Source organism: Plectonema radiosum NIES-515, from assembly GCF_025753815.1.
Classification (GTDB): Bacteria; Cyanobacteriota; Cyanobacteriia; order Cyanobacteriales; family Nostocaceae; genus Hassallia; species Hassallia radiosum_A.
Window position 1 is genome coordinate 16,112 of record NZ_JAOWRF010000192.1, and the last position, 21,747, is coordinate 37,858.

Consider the following 21,747-nt stretch of genomic DNA (forward strand, 5'->3'; position numbering starts at 1 on the left):
ACTTAGTTGACTCTTGACCATTGACTCTTGACCATTGACCATTAAATCTTGACCATGATTTCAATTCAAAATCAAATTGTTTTAATTACAGGTGCAAGTAGTGGTATTGGTGCAGCTTGTGCGAAAATTTTGGCGCTAACGGGTGCAAAATTGATTTTAGCAGCGCGTCGCCAAGAACGTTTACAGCAACTAGCTGCGGAACTTGTAGAAACCTTTGATGAAAAGTCTCTACAAATTCATTTATTAGAGTTAGATGTGCGCGATCGCTCTGCTGTAGAATCGGCTATCTCTAACTTACCCCCAGAGTGGTCAGACATAGACATTTTAATTAATAATGCCGGTTTAAGTCGCGGTTTAGACAAACTCCACGAAGGTGACACTCAAGACTGGGAAGAAATGATTGATACCAACATCAAAGGTTTACTTTACCTCACCCGCTATGTTGTCCCAGGAATGGTGAAACGCGATCGCGGTCATGTGGTAAATATTGGTTCCATTGCCGGACATCAAACTTATCCTAAGGGTAATGTATATTGTGGCACTAAAGCCGCAGTCAAAGCAATTTCTGAAGGCTTGAAACAAGACCTTTTAGGAACTCCTATACGTGTAACTTCTGTCGATCCGGGGATGGTAGAAACAGAATTTAGTCAAGTACGATTTCATGGGGATGGCGATCGCGCTAAACTTGTTTACCAGGGAGTAACTCCCCTGACACCAGAGGATGTCGCTGACGTGATATTTTTCTGCGTCACCCGACCAACTCATGTAAATATTAATGAAGTTATATTAATGCCAGTTGACCAAGCCAGCGCCACTATAGTGTATAGGCGAACATCAAATTAAGTCAGGGGAGATGAGGGAGACAAGGAGGACAAAAAGAATAATTTTTCTTTCCCCCCTCTCAAGAACTCTCCCCATTGCCTATTCTTTAGATGACTGGTGATATTCCAGCGCTTTGGCATAATCGCCTAAAGCATAGCAAGCTACTCTTAAACTGGTAAGAGCTAGTTGTTCGCTGCGACGGTCTTTAAGTAACCTAGCTAAGTTTAAACGTTCTTCGTAATATGTAATCGCTTTGGTATAATCGCCTAAAGCTTCACAAGCAACTCCTAAACTGCCGAGAGACTGTTCTTCGCTACGTTTATCATTAAGTTTTCTGGCTATATGCAAGCGTTCTTCATAATATTTAATAGATGACGCATGATCGCCGATGGCATAACAAGCATTACCGAGGTTTTTCAGCACTTGAGACGTATTGTGGTGGTTGTTGAGAGAGCGCGATATTGTGACACACTGTTGATAGTAGGCGATCGCTTTGGGATAATCGCTCAAACCATACCAGGCATTGCCGATATTTTTTAGCACCTGTTCCTCACCCCAGCGATCTTGAAGTTCCCGGACAAATTCCAAGCTTTGCTGCTGATACTCAATCGCCTTTGCTATTTCACCCAAAGCTTTATAGACTAATCCTAGGTTATTCAGTGCCGCCACTTGAGTTCGCTTATCTTGCAATTGCTGCGCTATTTTCAAGCCAGATTGCAAAAACTCAATAGCCTTTTCATACTCGTTTAGGTGACGATAAGAATTACCTAAATGAGAAAACGCTTGCACTCTCACCCGCAGCAAATCAGAAGAATCTTTAGTTAAAGATAGACACTGCCCAGAGTAAGAAATTGCGCTTTTGTAATCTCTTGAAGTATAAGCCACTAGCGCTAAAGAAGAAAGCGTCTGCGCCTGTTTTTCTAAGTCCCCAAAAGCTTGAGAGAGTGCCAAGGATTCTTGTAAGGACTTCATCGCAGAAGTTAAATCTCCTGCTTGTTGTTGTTGAACTCCTTGTTGCAGTAGCCTAGAAGCTTCGGATGAGTGGTCGTCACTATTTTGTGGAAGTAGCATTTCACCTTGTAAATTTTTATCAAAGTCATGGCTAATTGTGCCGCATTTCCTTGCATTCGTATGTATTGTAGTTACTGGCAAGGTAACTGTGTTTTTTGAGTTAGGATTCCATTCGCCTTTCCACATCTACCAATCACTTATATTTCTAATGTTACCAAGATAGAATTGAGGAGTCAGGAGTAAAGAGAGAGAATTTAGTGCAAAGCCACGAATGAATAAAGGGTGTTTTTGCATAATAATACTAAATCAAAGATTTGGTTAGTTGAGAATAAAATATTAGTATAAACTATTATTTTAAACCTTTATAGCTCCAGCAATTATGACCATTGATACCTTTCTTCTGACTTCTAACTCTTGAATTATTCTTTATGTTTAGTGTTCCCAAAAATCAGGTGTATGTTTGATGATGGAAAGAGTTTTGGAATCTGAGGTGATGGATAGTCTCACTGAAGCGATTGAATATGATGCAATAGATTTCACTGAGGTAAATACGGCTTTTGCCTTGATGGCGATCGCTCTTGGACCTCCACAAGGTATAATTGTGGATACTGGCACAGGTACTGGTCGCATTGCCGTTTGAATCTCTCAAATGCACCCAAAATGGCAAATTATCGCGATTGATGCCGCGAAAAGTATCCTCGAAGTTGCCGCACAACAGGTACAAATACTATTTACTGAAAAGAGCCAGATCAAGACTTATATCTAATGTTCGAGCAATTTCGCGATGGTTTTTCCCCTCTGACGCTAAGAGAATGATTTTTGCACGCAGTACTATTTGTTGCGCTGTATTGTGTCGGTTTACCAGTTGTTGCAGTTCTAAGCGATCGCAATCGCTTAGACTTAATTTTTTTAGAGCTAATCGTGCCACACTCTGACTCCTTGCTTATTAACAAAAAGTAGTTTTAATCTAATTAATTATTTTCCCACAAAAATAGTTGGTTTATTTACGCGCCCGCAGTACTAGTAAAACCTAAGGATGTGAAACCCTTTGTTAATAATTCTTAAACTCAGACACACTGACTAAACCAAATTTAATTGTCAGTATAAATTTTTTTACACAACTACTTGCATTCTGCATTTAAGTATTGTGGTAATGGAAGCGATCGCTCCTTTAAATATAGTTTCAGGAGTGCGATCGCAAAATGGACACCAGAACTTTAAAGCTTCAATCCCGTGAACGGGAATCGCGCTCGTTTCAAGCGATCGCGCTGGAAAAGGTGAGTCCGAACCTTTTCAAGTTTCAATCCCGCGAACGGGAATCGCGCTCGTTTCAACGTTCAGGCATCAGACCAATGCTAGATAACAATACTGTTTCAATCCCGCGAACGGGAATCGCGCTCGTTTCAACTTAATGATATTGTTCAATATCAAATCTTCAAAAAGTTTCAATCCCGCGAACGGGAATCGCGCTCGTTTCAACTTAGTGGTGCAATTTTAGTAGGATGTCTAGCATGTTTCAATCCCGCGAACGGGAATCGCGCTCGTTTCAACTTCAGTGGTTGCGAGATAAGGGTCGATTGGTAAAAGGTTTCAATCCCGCGAACGGGAATCGCGCTCGTTTCAACTTCGATGTTGTTGCTTGTGGCTGATTACGGCTTTATGTTTCAATCCCGCGAACGGGAATCGCGCTCGTTTCAACTGTCGCCTGAGTGCGATCGCTAATCACCCAGCAATCGTGTTTCAATCCCGCGAACGGGAATCGCGCTCGTTTCAACTCGAGTGGAGACGCGATTGCCGGCACCCGAATCAAGTTTCAATCCCGCGAACGGGAATCGCGCTCGTTTCAACCCGATTTATGCCGCATAGCTTTCTGGCAGTGGACTTTGTTTCAATCCCGCGAACGGGAATCGCGCTCGTTTCAACACAGAAGCTTGTACCCCAGTAGGTCGAATTGATTTGTTGTTTCAATCCCGCGAACGGGAATCGCGCTCGTTTCAACCTCAGTATCCTGCAATAGCGCCAGACGGATTCTTTGGCAGTTTCAATCCCGCGAACGGGAATCGCGCTCGTTTCAACGTAGCTTGGTGGCGCGGGCGATCGCCTGCTTGTTGGTTTCAATCCCGCGAACGGGAATCGCGCTCGTTTCAACGTAACCGTTTTCATTGAGTTGCGATCGCACCTCCGAGTTTCAATCCCGCGAACGGGAATCGCGCTCGTTTCAACTGCGATCGCGTGATAAATTTTATCGTAATCCAAAAGTTTCAATCCCGCGAACGGGAATCGCGCTCGTTTCAACAACCAATGCGACTGCTATTAGCAACGCTATGAGTACGTTTCAATCCCGCGAACGGGAATCGCTAAGTTTCAACAAAATAAACCACGCTAAAACTGCTATATAACTGAATTGTTTCAATCCCGCGAACGGGAATCGCGCTCGTTTCAACGATTTTGGACTGTTGCAGCAAAAGTCAAAATAGATAAGTTTCAATCCCGCGAACGGGAATCGCGCTCGTTTCAACTGTCGGCTACCGTTCCCAAGGCACGAGCGAGAATGGTTTCAATCCCGCGAACGGGAATCGCGCTCGTTTCAACCGCAAAGAGTTAGGGCTTAACATATCAAATTCAATCGTTTCAATCCCGCGAACGGGAATCGCGCTCGTTTCAACCAAAAGCTTGCCAGCCGACAGCGGTTCGCAGTACTAGTTTCAATCCCGCGAACGGGAATCGCGCTCGTTTCAACATAGTCCCGATATTTTCAAATACCCTCACAGGTAACGTTTCAATCCCGCGAACGGGAATCGCGCTCGTTTCAACATGTGGTTCTGAATTGCCATGAATCCCGACTTTCCAGTTTCAATCCCGCGAACGGGAATCGCGCTCGTTTCAACTGGAGGAAGATGGTGCGGCTGATAGTGAAGATGTTGAGTTTCAATCCCGCGAACGGGAATCGCGCTCGTTTCAACCTTGAACTAAAATCTCCGGTTCCAACATTTTCGGTCGGTTTCAATCCCGCGAACGGGAATCGCGCTCGTTTCAACACCGCCTTTTTGTTGCCAAACTCTTGTGTAATGGTTGGTTTCAATCCCGCGAACGGGAATCGCGCTCGTTTCAACTTGCTTGTTTCCAGTTGCCGGGTCATCACTTGTCTGTTTCAATCCCGCGAACGGGAATCGCTAAGTTTCAACCCGCAAGCGTTTACACTATCGCGACAAGATATTGAAGTTTCAATCCCGCGAACGGGAATCGCTAAGTTTCAACCTTTGCCATTCGCCTAACCTATAAAAATACATCTGTTTCAATCCCGCGAACGGGAATCGCTAAGTTTCAACCGACGAAGAGACTCGTAACTATTACCGCTAATAGAAGTTTCAATCCCGCGAACGGGAATCGCGCTCGTTTCAACATGTTTGATAAATTGTCGCATAACGAAGCTACCGAGTTTCAATCCCGCGAACGGGAATCGCGCTCGTTTCAACGATTGTAGGCGGCAGCGCCGAACTTGTCAGAAATAAACGTTTCAATCCCGCGAACGGGAATCGCGCTCGTTTCAACGGAATGGCAGAGTCGCTATCTTTTTTATGGAAGCAAAGTTTCAATCCCGCGAACGGGAATCGCTAAGTTTCAACCCTAAAAGAAGCTGGCTATCACATTGTTTGCCTGAAGTTTCAATCCCGCGAACGGGAATCGCGCTCGTTTCAACTTGATGGCTTATTGTTAGCAAAACGCAAACAATTAATGTTTCAATCCCGCGAACGGGAATCGCTAAGTTTCAACTTAAAATCCTTTGATAAAACGCAATTTAATATTGGTTTCAATCCCGCGAACGGGAATCGCTAAGTTTCAACAATTCAACAAGCAGCGGCTGCAAGGCATGATTAAAAGTTTCAATCCCGCGAACGGGAATCGCGCTCGTTTCAACTCCCGTGATGGTTGGTCAAAAATGGCAATTAGAACGTTTCAATCCCGCGAACGGGAATCGCTAAGTTTCAACCGCGAGGGTGCAACCTCCATCGCCAGTAAACCTAAAGTTTCAATCCCGCGAACGGGAATCGCTAAGTTTCAACCAAGCGTTAGCTCTAAAATGAAAGGGTTTTCATGTTTCAATCCCGCGAACGGGAATCGCTAAGTTTCAACTTTCGCTTGTTTCCGACTCGCATTCTACCTCATCGTTTCAATCCCGCGAACGGGAATCGCTAAGTTTCAACTTTGTGTTGTCAGCTTAATTTGTCGAGTAGCTTCTCGTTTCAATCCCGCGAACGGGAATCGCGCTCGTTTCAACAACGGTTACTCAAGCCGAAGTTAGACAAGCAACAATGTTTCAATCCCGCGAACGGGAATCGCTAAGTTTCAACGCCGATGCGGTGCAGCGACGCAAGATTTGGCTCAATAGAATGTTTCAATCCCGCGAACGGGAATCGCGCTCGTTTCAACATTATTGGGAAAGTATTTAGCTCTATAACTGTTTTGTTTCAATCCCGCGAACGGGAATCGCGCTCGTTTCAACTCTAGATAGGCTTGGCGCTCTTCTTTCTCAAACTTGAGTTTCAATCCCGCGAACGGGAATCGCGCTCGTTTCAACAACCTATAGAATCTTTATATAAAAACGGTAAATTTAGTTTCAATCCCGCGAACGGGAATCGCGCTCGTTTCAACCAATAACAAACTGGCTAACGAGCAGATTGAAGTTTCAATCCCGCGAACGGGAATCGCGCTCGTTTCAACACGAGATACGGTCAAGCAGTAGTAGCAAATACTTCTAAGTTTCAATCCCGCGAACGGGAATCGCTAAGTTTCAACGTACATAAATCGTAGTACAACTATATCTGTAGTTGAGTTTCAATCCCGCGAACGGGAATCGCTAAGTTTCAACTAATACTGGAAACATGAGAGGTAGTTGGAGTAGCAGTTTCAATCCCGCGAACGGGAATCGCTAAGTTTCAACGACGAGTCTTTCTTAGGTTTAATATGGAAAGATTTGTTTCAATCCCGCGAACGGGAATCGCGCTCGTTTCAACCTTTGCACGGGACAGACGCTCCTGGCGTACAAATCGTGTTTCAATCCCGCGAACGGGAATCGCTAAGTTTCAACTTTTAATTTTTTAGTTTCAATGAATGGTGCCAAGCGTTTCAATCCCGCGAACGGGAATCGCGCTCGTTTCAACAAGATGATGATGCCGATGCTCTAGCGCTTGCTTGTGTTTCAATCCCGCGAACGGGAATCGCGCTCGTTTCAACCTGGTGCAGAAGCTCTTGATATTAAAGACGATATAAGTTTCAATCCCGCGAACGGGAATCGCGCTCGTTTCAACGTAAGCGTGGCGTAAGCAGTAGGGACTAAAACCAATATTCGGTTTCAATCCCGCGAACGGGAATCGCTAAGTTTCAACGTTGCTTCTTTCTGGTTAACAAGTCAGGATATTTAGTTTCAATCCCGCGAACGGGAATCGCGCTCGTTTCAACCCACCTACGAAAAGACCCTAAAGATTTAACTATCAGTTTCAATCCCGCGAACGGGAATCGCTAAGTTTCAACAGTGGTATTATTTCGCATTCAATAGATATTATCTCGTTTCAATCCCGCGAACGGGAATCGCTAAGTTTCAACCTTGCGTCGAAATCATCAGACAAATCGAACATTCAAGGTTTCAATCCCGCGAACGGGAATCGCTAAGTTTCAACTTACGTCTGCTAATTTTGTTCTGTCTCTCTCTAAGCGTTTCAATCCCGCGAACGGGAATCGCTAAGTTTCAACTTATACATGTACTCAGATATAAAGCAATTCTTTTGAGGTTTCAATCCCGCGAACGGGAATCGCTAAGTTTCAACTATCGAAATATAAGTGTGTTAATATTCACAATGAATGTTTCAATCCCGCGAACGGGAATCGCGCTCGTTTCAACTCTTTGGGAGAAATCAGAGAAGCGATCGCACTCCAAGTTTCAATCCCGCGAACGGGAATCGCTAAGTTTCAACGTGAGGCTTCCTGGGGTATCTCGCTCCAGCTTTGAGTTTCAATCCCGCGAACGGGAATCGCTAAGTTTCAACTCGGCATAATCCCAACTAGGGTCAGGAAGTGGATAATTGGGTTTCAATCCCGCGAACGGGAATCGCTAAGTTTCAACGTAACAGCAAGCCTGTTGGCATTTGGGATGTGGATCGTTTCAATCCCGCGAACGGGAATCGCTAAGTTTCAACCCTTAGCTTTATTGCTTGTGATGCTACCAATATAAGTTTCAATCCCGCGAACGGGAATCGCTAAGTTTCAACGCCGTCTTTAGTTAATGCTGAAGACGGTTTTTAGTTTCAATCCCGCGAACGGGAATCGCTAAGTTTCAACGTTGCCGTCTTTAGTTAATGCTGAAGACGGTTTTTAGTTTCAATCCCGCGAACGGGAATCGCTAAGTTTCAACTTTTTCGTGTTTAGGCGGCGGTGTTAAGCCTGCTATGTTTCAATCCCGCGAACGGGAATCGCTAAGTTTCAACCCTGTCGCCTGAAACCCTTACATAGCAAGGATCATACAAGCAATTTTGGCAGACCTCAAAAATGAGATCATTTCAGCCACCCTTATTGAAATGAGTTCCTATTTATTCCAACTACTCAAACGCTGTAACTATTTATTTCTGTAGGTTCTGGCGATTTTGGCAGAACCCCCCAGGTTTTAACCCCCGCTTCGGTTTGCCAAAAATCAAGCTGATAACATAACTATAGAATAATAACTTGTTCTTGTCGAGGTTTTTCCGAACCATAGGTAATAGTTCGTTTCACAGAACCAGCATCCAGCACGTAAACCCGTACCGAATCTTCCTCTGGTTTAATCAACTTTTCAATTTTAATTTGCATCTCAGTAAATTTTACCGCACTGAGAAAACATTCAAACACGCTATATTGCGTCCAATTTCCATAACCAGTCAGCATTTTGTGTAAGCGATTTCGGCGCTTATTTGCCGCTTTGTTATCGGGTAAATCGTAAATAATCAAATAAAATAGTGTTGTCATTAAGATTTGAGATTTGAGAGTTTAGATTTTGAATAGTAGTGCGGGCATCTTGCCAAGAGCGAGACGATTGTGCTGCTGACACGCTAGGCGATCGCACTACCATTCATCACCGTAAAGCTAAAGGTTTGTAGGGAATCCCTTCTTGCAAATGCCGACTCAGTAATCGTGCTTGCAATTCGATCGCTCTTCGATAGGTGCAACGATAATTAAAAACTGGGTGGGTAAATTCATCGTTCATTTTCCGCTCAAATGCTGTTAAAAAAGCCTTTCTTCCAGCATCGGAAAGTCGGTATGCACCCAAACTTTCATTAAAATCTTGGGGTTGAATTTCTCGTTTACTCAACACTCCCAAAACTACGTTGTCAGCAACTAAAGCTCGAAACTCTTCCATCAAATCCAACACCATTGAAGGTTGCCCGTGATGGACTTCGTGTAAATAGCCAATATAGGGGTCAAGTCCTGCAAGGTGAACCGCAGCTGTAACTTGGGTTTTTAACAAAGCATAGGAAAAACTCAATAATGCGTTCACTGGGTCGGTGGGTGGATTGCGATTACGACCGTTGAATGTCCATTGTTTACCTACCATTCTTTGCCAGCAAGCAAAATACTCCCGTGCTGCTAATCCTTCAATTCCTCGTACTTGGTCTATGGTTTTTTGGGTTTTAACCATGCTTTTGCGTTGTTTGAGCGGATTATCCCGTTCATTATGGCGATAAAGTACGTTGTACTGATTGTGAATCTTGGTAGTCACTATTGCTTTGACTAATTCTAAACGTCGTCCAGTATCGTTGTAAACGGCATATTGAGCTAACCTGAGTTGACCGTTGCGAGAGTATCCTGGGAGCGCAGAACCTAAGTATTTTCCGAAAAATGAAAGATAATGTATGGGCATTCCCAATTCTAAAGCATAGACTAGAGCGTCTCCAGTTACTTGAGGATTGCCCATGAGAACTACTTGTTCTACAGTTTGTGCGGGTATACTTTTTTTCTTCCATGTACCATCTTCCTGCTTTAAGGAAACAGTGAAAGCTTCATAAACTTTACTTAAAACGGCTTCGGCTTGAGTAACGTAGAGAACGGACATATTAATTTGAGATTTGAGATTTTGGATTTGAGATTTGGTAGTGCGGGCATCTTCCCTGCGTTGGTTTACATAAAAAACCATCTTGCCCGCGTTTGTTGACACGAAGGGAGCAAGATGCTCCCACTACATAAATCTGTTATTGGGAAATTGTTCGCAGTGCTTTGACTTCAAAAGGTAAGCAAATTCTTTGCAAGCTGCATGATTGACATTTTTTGCTATTGTTAATGGGGGCTGGAATTTGTTGATTAGCAGCAACTTGAGCTAGTGCGATCGCGTTCTCTGTAGCTTTTCGTAGTTCTGGGGTAAATGCTACGGTTTGCCGTCTGCGGTTTGCGTGGTAAAAAATCTCACCATAGGCAATATTGCCTCCGGTGCGTTCTTCTAAACATAAAGCTGCACCGCAAAGTTGAAAATGGTCGTTGAGATGTTGTGCCATTTTCCCTTTTTTGTATTCCACCGGGATAAGTTGACTGTTGCACTCTTCTACCGCATCGATAATTCCGGCAATTTTTAGGCGATCGCTCCATACCCATTGTTGTTGACGAATTATGGTGTCACCTTCGGTTATTACTAATTCTTCGTTAATGTTGCGGTGTAAATGGCGACCTAAAATAATATGTTCGTTGTCTTCCATTTCCCCCTGCACATATTCCAGGTAAAATCTGCGTGGGCAATATTCCCAAGCGTTCAGGTAGGCAAGGGGTAAGTAATTTTCGATCATTAGATTTTAGATTCGGTTGTGTGTAGAGACGCGATCGTCCGAAGTCTCATCATGTTGGATCGTGAGATTTGGGATTTTGGATTAATTTGGAATCCCAACCTGTCCCATACCCATCGCAGTTTTCCTGCCAATTCCCGCATAGGTGGCGAAGTGGGCTAAGATAGTGGCGATTCTGGCTTGTTCGCTGTCTGCAAATTTATATTTAACTAATCCCTCTGCACCTATTTCTGCTCCACCTTCCATTTTCATCGCGTAGGTTTTGAGTTCGTAGGCTGAAACTATCCCATTCCATTCGATTTTGGGGAATTTTAAGGCTTCTGGTGCCAATATATTCCAACGTCGCAATAGTCCATTAAAAACCAATTCGGGTAGAGGAAAAAGTTGGACGTTTTTACCTTGTTTGAAGCTGGTGGGGGTGAGAAACTTCAAGTCGATTGCATTTTGGGTTGGTAATTGGGCAAGTTTCTCGAAGCTGGTTGCTTGGGTAATGTCGATCCAACCATCTAAACGACAGGGTATTCCCGCTAAAGTAATTTCTGCACCCAAGTCTGCGTTCATTCCCCACAACAGAGGTGCAAGTAATTCTTTTTGTAATAAGCTGATTTTGAGTAGGTTTTTCTTAAAAGAACAGTATTCCCATCCCATTGTTATGGGTAGGGTTTCTTGTTGATGTAGGGTTTCGGCTAATTCTGGATTAGTATTGGCAAACCAGCGAAAACACAATGCATGGATAGCACGTCCGATGGTTGGGGGAAGCGGTTGAACTGAGGAAATGGCTATTTGAATTCTGTGTAGGGAGTCGGTATCTACCTCTACACCACCGATTTGGTAGGGTTTTTCTCGCCATTTTACCAAGGTATTTTGTGCGATTTGCAAACAGAGCGATCGCATTAAATTTTCGTATAAATTTGCTTCCGGCAGTACGGGCATGATTTTTGTCACACCATCGGTTTTACCTAGGGGTATCCAGATGGGTGCAGTGTCAACTTCTGTTAGCCATTCGCTTAGGGAAATTGGTGTAGATGATGTTTCCATTTGGCGTAAAATTACACTTAATCCGGCGAAAGTTGGTTCTATTTTTGTCTTATTTTGTAAGGCTTTTGCGGTATTGTTGCTATCAGTATCTTTGGTAAAAGTCATAACGGGCACTAGTAGAACGGAGTTGTAATGGTAAAAATCCTGGTTCTATTATCCGGTCTTTGTCAATTTGGGCTTTCTCGTTGGAAAATGGATTGATGCGGTTAAAGGTGGTTTTTTTACCCAAATCATCCATTGGTTGCACGGTAAAACTATTGCTGGGGTTGGGTGTAAAGGTGGGTGTGTCGGTTTGTTGGGTTGCGTCTGGAAGAAATTGGAAAAAGCAACCTTTTTTACCAAAATAATTGATTTGGGCGAACAGTTGGGTTAATTGTGTTAATTTGTCGCATTCTCCCGCACAAATTTTTAATTCTCCTTGTAAATGTATCCATTCCCGAAATACAAACCCTTCTAGCATGGGAACTGTGGAGCGATTTTTGTCGGCTTTATCTGTGGTTTGGTCGTAATATCGTAGTTTGTAACCGTTGCGATTGACTACCAATTGTTCTGGTGGGAGAAGGTATATCTGCAAATCCCGAATCCAGGTAAATTCGCTTTTTATCCAAATCTCAAAGTCGTTTTGATGGTGTTTTCCCTGGCTTTCCAGTAATGCTTTAAGTAACGCCATTTTGATAGCATAGGGTGTCGGTACCAAATTGGAACGTGCAGCTTTGCTGGTTGCGTCAGAGCGTTTGAGGGTGAACAAACTCACAGGTTGGTAGCTAACGGTAAGCCATTTTGACCTTGGAGACCCAGGGGGATTGGAATTTTGAGAATTATTCAACAGATAAGGCATTATCGCTCTCCCAGGGTTGCCCTTGTATAATAATTGCTTCGATTTGTTCGGCAAATTCTGCCATTGAATCAAATTCAAAGCAGTGAATTGTCCCTTCCCCGTTGAGGTTGTTTAAGGTGTTAGCCAAACTATTGATTTGACGGTTATAGCTTTCTTCTAATGGACTCAACATCGGTGCGGGACAGCGACGGGTGCTGACGGTAATCACTCCTTCAAAATGGTCTGGGTGGGGTAAATGGGTATTACGCTTGGCTCCGTTGGGTTGCATGTAGGTGTAGAGTACGCTTTTGAGTAATGCGTCTAAGCGTTGTTTGCGTTCGGTAATATCAATGCTGTAACTGAAGTTATGGGGGTTGTAACCAATGCGGAAGGCTTCAATATTCAGGACGGTTGCGTATAAACCAGAACTTACTTGCACGTTGTAGGGTGTGGGATTTTCGACACCATATTTAGCGTGAAAATAGCTTTGGGTTTTGACAAATGTGGGCAAACCAACCACTGCACCAAATTCAATTACAGACTCGCGTTTGAGGGTTTTTCCCCCCTTATCAACAAGCATGAATCCTTCTAAATCGCTGATGGTACAGATTTTGAGAAAATTATCGATATTGGAAACTAAATCTATTTCGTCTTTTTTCTCTTCATTTTTTTTCCCTTTTTTCTCTTCATCTTTATCTTGATTTTTATTTTTTATTCTTACTATTTCCAGAATTTTTGTGTCTACATCAAATTTAATTCTATCGGGGTTAAATTGTTTTCCACCTGCGGATAAACTCAAGTTTGATTCCAGTGCAATGCGGTGTAAATGTTCGGCTTGAATATGTTTGAGCATATCACCCGAAATGCCATTTACATATTCAGGTTCGTTCATTCCTTTTTGAATGATGTAAAATCGACGGGTTAATGATTGATTTCCTTCGTTTCCTTCGTTGTTTAATGCATGAATTTGCCAGGAAAGTAAACCGCTAATGGAAAGGGAATAAATGGATAATTTGTTGTTGGACATTTTGTGGTATTACTAGTTATTTTTTTAACGCAGAGTTACGCAAAGTACGCGCGGAGTTTCGCAGAGGTAAGAGGAAACCAGAGGATTATGCGGCTTCTGTTTCGTCGGTTTCATCGGGTTCTTTATCTGTGGTATCTGTGTTTTTTCCTTTGCCCCAACCTTTGGCATATCCGTAGGCAATTAAGAGGTTTGCAATTAAGCTAGAACCGTATTTATCAATTAAGTTAATTAATCTATCTAAGTCGTCTTTTGTTGTCCAAATGCGGCGAGGTTTATTTTGTTTTCTTAATTCGTCGTCAATACGTAGATTTTCGTTTTCATAAGTTGCTAAAAATGAGCTAATTTCAATTATAAAATCTTTTTTTGAACCCGATTGAGCAGTTAAACGCTGTGCTAAACCATAGATTCTTTCCCAGCCAGTTTCTTTGCTTTTTCCGTCTTTATCGCGGATAGTTCCAGCGTAAACGGTAGCGCTATTGATGGCTTTAGCAAGATTTAAAAATCCTGGGTCTTCAGTGATTTCTGTTAATTTCCAATCCTGGTCATTTTGACGCAGTTTTGTATTCAAGTTTCTGACCATTAAATCGATTCCCTGTTTTGAAAATAATACAATTCTAGAATTAACATCTGCGAGCTTTTTTGTCACATAATCCGCATAGGTGACTTGGAAGCGGAAAAATTGGTATAAGTCATTACCAGTAATAAAATCTCGATAAGCTGCGAGTAGTTCACTGTTTCCCTCATCGATGGAAAGCGATCGCACTACTTTGAGATGTTCTTCTAAAATATTCTGGTAGTCGTGCAATTCATTGCTGTGATGTGGATGTATCCAAGCTGGTAATCCTAAGCTGAAGAGTTCTTTGACTCCATAAACTTGTCCTTTGGAACCGAAATTAGTCCCCGCAAAGTTGCTGACAAAGTAGTTTACAGGTTTGTCCCAGATATCAAAATCATCTTCTTGTTCTTCAGTTTCCCTATTTTCTAAAGCTTGATGATGATTGAGCAATTCTTGACAAAATCGTAATATCAATTCTGCATCAAATCGGGCAGTTCCATGACCTCCGACCGGGGGATTATGTACTAATAGCTTCTTGAGTATATCCCTATATTTACTTAATGATATATCTTGAGGCTGTAAAGCAAAAACTCTCCAATCAAAGACTCTATCGGAAATTTTCACCCGTTCAGCGATCGCAAAATGAAATAACCCTGTCGCAATTAACCACAAATTCAACCAATCTGCTTTTTGTGAGTCTTCTTTGTTGTGGTCTGCTTTGACTCGGTTGACTCCTTGGACGGAGGTGGGTAAATAAACTTTTACAGCACTCCCCATACTTGGTAATTTGCAACCCGTTGCTTTATGAAATAAGTCAGCAACTTGTTTGACTCCGGCATTTTCTTGGCTAAAACCTTGAAATAGTGCAGCAAGTAAAGCACCATAATTATCCCGCAGTTCCCAACTACCCAACCAGAGGTCATTATGATTGCGATCGCACCTCATCTGGGTGAGAAATACACCATTTTGGGTTCTGGAGTCGGGTGGTTTGGGTGTTTCCTCTGCATTTTCTATTTTTCCTCGATGTTGAAACAGGAAATCTCGGTAAACTTTGCGAGTCTGGGTTTGCTCAACTGTGTCGAAGGGTGTAATTTCTGCGGGAATTTTACTGGTATCGGTTTTTTGTCCTTTGACGGGAGGGAAAGGGTCTGAGTAAGCAACAAGTTTGATGATTGCTTCTAGGTTGATTGGCTTTTTGAATTGGATTATGTAAGCTGTACCCTTGTCAATCAGTTGAATTGCGCTTTTTTGCTTGGTTATTTTGAGAGCATATTCGGCAAGATGCGCTAAACCCAACATAAAAAATGTGTCAGCATAATTACTGTAGTTTTTAGTAATGAATAGTCGTTCTATCATGTGGCGTTAAGCCATGCGTTGTTTGCTGAATTAGTTATAGCATGGGCTTGGAAAAGGGGTATTCCGACGTTAGATTATCTGACACATCTCAATGAGGAAGTTATATTGTTTCAGTCCCGTTTCCTTTCTTTCGCTACGTTTCAAGGTTAGAGTAATTTGCGTTGCCAGAAGCGTATTTATTGGTTTCAGTCCCGTTTCCTTTCTTTCGCTACGTTTCAAGCCGATGACTTGACCCTGTGATAATTAGCGATTTTTTGTTTCAGTCCCGTTTCCTTTCTTTCGCTACGTTTCAAGTAGAGCAAACTTGACAACTTTGACAGGGACTGGTAGTTTCAGTCCCGTTTCCTTTCTTTCGCTACGTTTCAAGTTGAAGTTTGTGGCAAAGTGCAAAAAAATCGCTAATGTTTCAGTCCCGTTTCCTTTCTTTCGCTACGTTTCAAGTCAGTGACCAGCCTTGCTCAATTGAATTGTATTTATGTTTCAGTCCCGTTTCCTTTCTTTCGCTACGTTTCAAGGATTTGTTCCCACTCCATGTAACTATTTGGAATAAGTTTCAGTCCCGTTTCCTTTCTTTCGCTACGTTTCAAGAGCGTATATCATTAGAAGTACAAACCCGAATTAATCGTTTCAGTCCCGTTTCCTTTCTTTCGCTACGTTTCAAGACGCGATCGCATCTTACTTTGATGAAGATGCGATGTTTCAGTCCCGTTTCCTTTCTTTCGCTACGTTTCAAGCTGCGATATTCATCAACAAAGTTGGCTTCTTCCGGTTTCAGTCCCGTTTCCTTTCTTTCGCTACGTTTCAAGCCACAGCGAGACAGCTTTCGTTGCAGTGGAAAAAAGACGTTTCAGTCCCGTTTCCTTTCTTTCGCTACGTTTCAAGTTGCGGTTGCCCTTCTGGGCTACTTGCCATTTCAAGTTTCAGTCCCGTTTCCTTTCTTTCGCTACGTTTCAAGGAAGATTCCTGCGGATGATTATTTAGAAAATCTTGCTTGCGACGTTTCAGTCCCGTTTCCTTTCTTTCGCTACGTTTCAAGCCGGTCCGTGAATTGCTGGGAAAGCAACAGCCGAGTTTCAGTCCCGTTTCCTTTCTTTCGCTACGTTTCAAGCTAGCTCCTGTCAGCGCTTCTGTGAGCGTCCTAGCAGGTTTCAGTCCCGTTTCCTTTCTTTCGCTACGTTTCAAGGTTTATTTAGTGATGAAAACTCACCAATTACTCTCAGGTTTCAGTCCCGTTTCCTTTCTTTCGCTACGTTTCAAGCTTTAGAGCGCAATCGCCTATCTAAGCAGCGTAAATGTTTCAGTCCCGTTTCCTTTCTTTCGCTACGTTTCAAGGTCGCAACCATTAAACGTAAGCTTTCCAGATATAAAGTTTCAGTCCCGTTTCCTTTCTTTCGCTACGTTTCAAGGTAAGTAACGGTGTAACTAAAAGTGTAACTAATTCGAGTTTCAGTCCCGTTTCCTTTCTTTCGCTACGTTTCAAGCACTCGGAACTAGTATCGCCCTGAGTTACAACGAAAAGTTTCAGTCCCGTTTCCTTTCTTTCGCTACGTTTCAAGTTGTTATTGGAGGTGTGGGAAAAATTCCCTCTGGCAGTTTCAGTCCCGTTTCCTTTCTTTCGCTACGTTTCAAGGCTCATGATTTCACCTCAGCGCTATCTTTTTTATACAGTTTCAGTCCCGTTTCCTTTCTTTCGCTACGTTTCAAGTACGATCGCTCGTTTTTGGCTTCAAGAATATTGCAGAGTTTCAGTCCCGTTTCCTTTCTTTCGCTACGTTTCAAGTACTTCTTTCGACGGACTGCGATCGCCCATTCATGTTTCAGTCCCGTTTCCTTTCTTTCGCTACGTTTCAAGTGTTGACACAAGGTATAACAACGTTGTACCATTGGTTTCAGTCCCGTTTCCAGGATTCGCTACGTTTCAAGCTAAGTATTTGTACTATAGGCGTCAATAAAATATCGTTTCAGTCCCGTTTCCAGGATTCGCTACGTTTCAAGGTGATTATCGCGGGAGAGAAGCGGGGGTCTTCAATTAGTTTCAGTCCCGTTTCCTTTCTTTCGCTACGTTTCAAGGCAAGCGCGGTCTCAAGAGAACGGACATAAGTAGGATGTTTCAGTCCCGTTTCCTTTCTTTCGCTACGTTTCAAGTAAAAGCTGTAACGCTTTTAATATTACAAAAAGGTTTCAGTCCCGTTTCCAGGATTCGCTACGTTTCAAGCAAAGCGAAAACTATTGTCAAATCCCTTGACTTCTCGTTTCAGTCCCGTTTCCAGGATTCGCTACGTTTCAAGCGAATATAATAGCGCTGGACGCACAAAGAAAACGTTTCAGTCCCGTTTCCTTTCTTTCGCTACGTTTCAAGAATAGGCAAACGTTTGCTCAAGAAGTAAACCAGGTTTCAGTCCCGTTTCCTTTCTTTCGCTACGTTTCAAGATATTCACCGCCTACCCCGGTGAATTAACATGCTCGTTTCAGTCCCGTTTCCAGGATTCGCTACGTTTCAAGCCTTGATTGTAGGGGTAATTGGAATTCCAATTATGTTTCAGTCCCGTTTCCAGGATTCGCTACGTTTCAAGCAAGATTTAGCTTTAGCTTCTGGTTGGACTTTGGTTTCAGTCCCGTTTCCAGGATTCGCTACGTTTCAAGTTTTGCTGTTTCCGAAGTGCGATCGCAACTTAATGAGTTTCAGTCCCGTTTCCAGGATTCGCTACGTTTCAAGAAAATAATATAACATACTGAATATAATGATTATGATGTTTCAGTCCCGTTTCCAGGATTCGCTACGTTTCAAGTAAGCGTGGGTATCGATTGCTCTAACGATTGTGGTTTCAGTCCCGTTTCCTTTCTTTCGCTACGTTTCAAGGGGGATATTGCCAAACAGTCGGATAACGGTATTTCTGTTTCAGTCCCGTTTCCAGGATTCGCTACGTTTCAAGGAGGAGAACTTTGTTTGCCCGAATTCCCGTAGAAGAAGAGTTTCAGTCCCGTTTCCAGGATTCGCTACGTTTCAAGGTAAAAGTCGGGGATGAAATTAAGACAGGGCAAATAATGTTTCAGTCCCGTTTCCAGGATTCGCTACGTTTCAAGTAACCATAAATCTTAATCGTTTGGCTAGCATAAGTAGTTTCAGTCCCGTTTCCAGGATTCGCTACGTTTCAAGGTTGCCAAAATATCTATAGTAGGATTTCAACCAAATAGTTTCAGTCCCGTTTCCTTTCTTTCGCTACGTTTCAAGGTTGCGACCGCTGTTTGAATGTTTCACAAGTCAAGTTTCAGTCCCGTTTCCAGGATTCGCTACGTTTCAAGGGGAATTATGGCAATTTCTTGTCCTTGGGGAATAACGTTTCAGTCCCGTTTCCTTTCTTTCGCTACGTTTCAAGTTGTATTGGTGCAACGACCTGATTAATGGCATTTAAGTTTCAGTCCCGTTTCCAGGATTCGCTACGTTTCAAGTTCCATATATTGCGAAATGTTAAGACCCCGGGGTCTTGTTTCAGTCCCGTTTCCAGGATTCGCTACGTTTCAAGCTCACCATTACCATCTTCACCCGGTCCATTAGGTAAGTGTTTCAGTCCCGTTTCCAGGATTCGCTACGTTTCAAGCGAGATTTTCGCATAAAAGCTTCTCCTTTAATATGAAGTTTCAGTCCCGTTTCCAGGATTCGCTACGTTTCAAGGTAGATAAATTGTTACCTCTTTATGCTCTGTTTGGTTTCAGTCCCGTTTCCTTTCTTTCGCTACGTTTCAAGCCAGAAGCCCCGCCAGAAGCGCCTCCAAATGTTGTTTCAGTCCCGTTTCCAGGATTCGCTACGTTTCAAGGAGGGGGACAGATGGGCTTCTAGTTTTTTATCAATGTTTCAGTCCCGTTTCCAGGATTCGCTACGTTTCAAGTGCCGGATGGCTGTTAAGAATCGGGATGTTTCTATGTGTTTCAGTCCCGTTTCCAGGATTCGCTACGTTTCAAGCTGGTGCTACAGGTGGATTAGCGAGAAGATCTGTGTTTCAGTCCCGTTTCCAGGATTCGCTACGTTTCAAGTTAGTTCTCAGCACCACACAGCCACTGCTACCAGGGTTTCAGTCCCGTTTCCAGGATTCGCTACGTTTCAAGTAAAGCATCATATTTATTACTTTTACGCTCACCAGTTTCAGTCCCGTTTCCAGGATTCGCTACGTTTCAAGTTTAGTAACGATGGTCAATATGAGGGAGTTTGTTATGTTTCAGTCCCGTTTCCAGGATTCGCTACGTTTCAAGGTAACAACTGCAACAACTAAGGAATCCTCCCGAATGTTTCAGTCCCGTTTCCAGGATTCGCTACGTTTCAAGAACACATAATAGTTTTTCTAGTTATGCTGATTCAGAGTTTCAGTCCCGTTTCCAGGATTCGCTACGTTTCAAGAAGGGTGAAGCTATTAACAAAAGTGGTCAAGATATGTTTCAGTCCCGTTTCCAGGATTCGCTACGTTTCAAGCACTTAATCCTAATTCTGCATCTACTGTAAATTCTTGTTTCAGTCCCGTTTCCAGGATTCGCTACGTTTCAAGGAAGATAATGAAGATGACGTAGAAATTAAATTATGTTTCAGTCCCGTTTCCAGGATTCGCTACGTTTCAAGCTCATTAGGTGTTTGATTGCCGTAATGAATAGACTTCGTTTCAGTCCCGTTTCCAGGATTCGCTACGTTTCAAGTTCCCTTAGTAAGCAGCGCGATCGCATATTCACCAGTTTCAGTCCCGTTTCCAGGATTCGCTACGTTTCAAGTCAAAGTTGGCAATTTTGACCCAAATAACTTTATCAAAGTTTCAGTCCCGTTTCCAGGATTCGCTACGTTTCAAGCTACAGCTACTCAGCTTTTCATAAATCTTTATTAGTTTCAGTCCCGTTTCCAGGATTCGCTACGTTTCAAGCTGGTTCTTTCTCGACCCACAAGGGAATTTTGACTGGTTTCAGTCCCGTTTCCAGGATTCGCTACGTTTCAAGAATTAAAGTTTGGAATGCACCTCTAGATATCTGATTGTTTCAGTCCCGTTTCCAGGATTCGCTACGTTTCAAGCATCATGAAAGGGCGTGTGGACACCATGCTGATTTGTTTCAGTCCCGTTTCCAGGATTCGCTACGTTTCAAGTCCAAATTTCAAGTCTAAGCATAATAAGCAGTCAAGTTTCAGTCCCGTTTCCAGGATTCGCTACGTTTCAAGTTCATAGTATGTCTCCTGGGATTATTGTCGTCAAGAGTTTCAGTCCCGTTTCCAGGATTCGCTACGTTTCAAGTTAAGTTGTTTAGCGCCAATAGTGCAGGGATAAAAGGTTTCAGTCCCGTTTCCAGGATTCGCTACGTTTCAAGGGTGAGCAACTTTCAAGGTATCTGGTGCTACTTGCTGTTTCAGTCCCGTTTCCAGGATTCGCTACGTTTCAAGGGGAGGACTAATGGCAGACTTACCGGATAATTTTGTTTCAGTCCCGTTTCCAGGATTCGCTACGTTTCAAGGGCGAATCTCTTGTTTAATGTTTGCAACGATGCGAGTTTCAGTCCCGTTTCCAGGATTCGCTACGTTTCAAGTATCTCTTTATTAGTATCTTGTTTGCTAACTTCAGTTTCAGTCCCGTTTCCAGGATTCGCTACGTTTCAAGTAACGCTTCGATATATCTAGATGTCCAAATGTTTGTTTCAGTCCCGTTTCCAGGATTCGCTACGTTTCAAGGACCATGAATCATGTAGTGGTTTGACTTGGGATCTAAGTTTCAGTCCCGTTTCCAGGATTCGCTACGTTTCAAGTTAGAGGTGTGGTAGTAGAAGAATTGTTAAAGCAGTGTTTCAGTCCCGTTTCCAGGATTCGCTACGTTTCAAGTGCTGCCAGCTGAAACCCTTACAGAGCAAGGATTCTACAAGCAGTTTTGGCAGACCTCAAAAATGACCTCATTTCAGCCTCATTTATTGAGATAAATTCCTAGTTATTTCAACTATCCAAACGCTGTAACTATTCATTTGTCTAGGTTCTGGCGATTTTGGCAGAACCCCCCAGGTTTTAGCCCCCGCTTCAGTTTGCCAAACGTCAATCTAATAGCATCATAATACGAGGATTATCGAACAATGTCCAGACTTTCGTAGAAAATATGTGAGGACAGAGTAAGAACAGTAAGTCAGCGATATGCGATCGCGCATCGCGCACCTATGTTAATTGTACAGACCTTTGGTCGCACAACCGCAAAGCCCGAACCACCAACGAATAAAGCTGTAAAAACTCAACTTCATCGGCAGTAAACTTATTTAAATCCAACTTTTGAAGCTTGTAAACATGACGACTCAAATTTGCCTCCGACAAGGGTAA

Annotated in this window: 16 protein-coding genes and 2 CRISPR repeat arrays; of the genes, 4 read left to right on the forward strand and 12 right to left on the reverse strand. The window is 43.0% G+C overall.

Going from position 1 to position 21,747, the window contains the following annotated elements:
* Nucleotides 1-54: 54 nt before the first annotated feature.
* The gene (locus OGM63_RS12830) at nt 55-843 is read left to right on the forward strand and encodes an SDR family oxidoreductase (RefSeq protein WP_263745961.1); all 789 of its coding nucleotides are present in this window, start codon (nt 55-57) and stop codon (nt 841-843) included.
* Nucleotides 844-921: 78 nt separating this feature from the next.
* Here OGM63_RS12830 and OGM63_RS12835 read toward each other — a convergent pair whose 3' ends face one another.
* Nucleotides 922-2,019, reverse strand: a complete 1,098-nt coding sequence (locus OGM63_RS12835) for a tetratricopeptide repeat protein (protein ID WP_263745962.1) — start codon at nt 2,017-2,019, stop codon at nt 922-924.
* A gap of 277 nt (nt 2,020-2,296) precedes the next feature.
* Between OGM63_RS12835 and OGM63_RS12840 the strand changes: the two genes are divergently transcribed.
* Nucleotides 2,297-2,473 (forward strand): hypothetical protein, encoded by a 177-nt coding sequence (locus tag OGM63_RS12840; RefSeq protein ID WP_263745963.1) that lies wholly within the window; start codon nt 2,297-2,299, stop codon nt 2,471-2,473.
* A gap of 87 nt (nt 2,474-2,560) precedes the next feature.
* On the opposite strand, the gene OGM63_RS12845 is transcribed toward OGM63_RS12840, so the two are convergent.
* On the reverse strand, nt 2,561-2,761 hold the full coding sequence (locus OGM63_RS12845; RefSeq protein WP_263745964.1) for a helix-turn-helix domain-containing protein: 201 nt from the start codon (nt 2,759-2,761) through the stop codon (nt 2,561-2,563).
* Between the two features lie 583 nt (nt 2,762-3,344).
* Here OGM63_RS12845 and OGM63_RS30035 point away from each other — a divergent pair.
* Together OGM63_RS30035 and OGM63_RS30040 are read left to right on the forward strand one after the other, a co-directional pair.
* Nucleotides 3,345-3,482 (forward strand): hypothetical protein, encoded by a 138-nt coding sequence (locus tag OGM63_RS30035; protein ID WP_445974553.1) that lies wholly within the window; start codon nt 3,345-3,347, stop codon nt 3,480-3,482.
* Between the two features lie 2,664 nt (nt 3,483-6,146).
* Nucleotides 6,147-6,284, forward strand: coding sequence for a hypothetical protein (locus OGM63_RS30040; protein WP_445974554.1), 138 nt, complete (start codon nt 6,147-6,149; stop codon nt 6,282-6,284).
* Nucleotides 6,285-8,535: 2,251 nt separating this feature from the next.
* Here the strand turns inward: OGM63_RS30040 and cas2 are convergent.
* The 10 genes from cas2 to OGM63_RS30055 all read right to left on the reverse strand — a co-directional run bounded on the left by cas2 (nt 8,536) and on the right by OGM63_RS30055 (nt 17,309).
* A complete protein-coding gene (gene cas2, locus OGM63_RS12850) occupies nt 8,536-8,829 on the reverse strand; it encodes a CRISPR-associated endonuclease Cas2 (protein WP_263745965.1) in 294 nt (97 codons plus the stop codon).
* 106 nt (nt 8,830-8,935) lie between these two features.
* Entirely contained in the window at nt 8,936-9,994 is a 1,059-nt protein-coding gene (cas1d, locus tag OGM63_RS12855) for a type I-D CRISPR-associated endonuclease Cas1d (protein WP_263745966.1), read from the reverse strand.
* Nucleotides 9,995-10,049: 55 nt separating this feature from the next.
* Nucleotides 10,050-10,634, reverse strand: a complete 585-nt coding sequence (cas4, locus tag OGM63_RS12860; RefSeq protein WP_263745967.1) for a CRISPR-associated protein Cas4 — start codon at nt 10,632-10,634, stop codon at nt 10,050-10,052.
* An 81-nt stretch (nt 10,635-10,715) separates the two neighbouring features.
* On the reverse strand, nt 10,716-11,774 hold the full coding sequence (gene cas6, locus OGM63_RS12865; RefSeq protein WP_263745968.1) for a CRISPR system precrRNA processing endoribonuclease RAMP protein Cas6: 1,059 nt from the start codon (nt 11,772-11,774) through the stop codon (nt 10,716-10,718).
* Entirely contained in the window at nt 11,752-12,507 is a 756-nt protein-coding gene (locus OGM63_RS12870; protein WP_263745969.1) for a hypothetical protein, read from the reverse strand. Before OGM63_RS12870 ends, cas6 begins: the two co-directional genes overlap by 23 nt.
* Nucleotides 12,488-13,513 carry a DevR family CRISPR-associated autoregulator gene (locus OGM63_RS12875; protein WP_263745970.1) on the reverse strand — a complete coding sequence of 342 codons (1,026 nt, stop codon included), beginning with the start codon at nt 13,511-13,513 and terminating at the stop codon, nt 12,488-12,490. The genes OGM63_RS12870 and OGM63_RS12875 overlap by 20 nt, the downstream gene beginning before the upstream one ends.
* 85 nt (nt 13,514-13,598) lie before the next feature.
* Nucleotides 13,599-15,425 (reverse strand): hypothetical protein, encoded by a 1,827-nt coding sequence (locus OGM63_RS12880; RefSeq protein WP_263745971.1) that lies wholly within the window; start codon nt 15,423-15,425, stop codon nt 13,599-13,601.
* Nucleotides 15,426-16,008: 583 nt separating this feature from the next.
* The gene (locus OGM63_RS30045; RefSeq protein ID WP_445974555.1) at nt 16,009-16,230 is read right to left on the reverse strand and encodes a hypothetical protein; all 222 of its coding nucleotides are present in this window, start codon (nt 16,228-16,230) and stop codon (nt 16,009-16,011) included.
* Nucleotides 16,231-16,295: 65 nt separating this feature from the next.
* A complete protein-coding gene (locus tag OGM63_RS30050; protein ID WP_445974556.1) occupies nt 16,296-16,607 on the reverse strand; it encodes a hypothetical protein in 312 nt (103 codons plus the stop codon).
* A gap of 450 nt (nt 16,608-17,057) precedes the next feature.
* Complete coding sequence (locus OGM63_RS30055) at nt 17,058-17,309, reverse strand: hypothetical protein (protein ID WP_445974557.1); 252 nt, start codon at nt 17,307-17,309, stop codon at nt 17,058-17,060.
* A gap of 581 nt (nt 17,310-17,890) precedes the next feature.
* Nucleotides 17,891-18,215: a CRISPR direct-repeat array (repeat unit 37 nt; unit sequence GTTTCAGTCCCGTTTCCAGGATTCGCTACGTTTCAAG).
* Nucleotides 18,216-19,203: 988 nt separating this feature from the next.
* Nucleotides 19,204-21,267: direct repeats of the CRISPR family, unit length 37 nt; unit sequence GTTTCAGTCCCGTTTCCAGGATTCGCTACGTTTCAAG.
* Nucleotides 21,268-21,747: the final 480 nt, after the last annotated feature.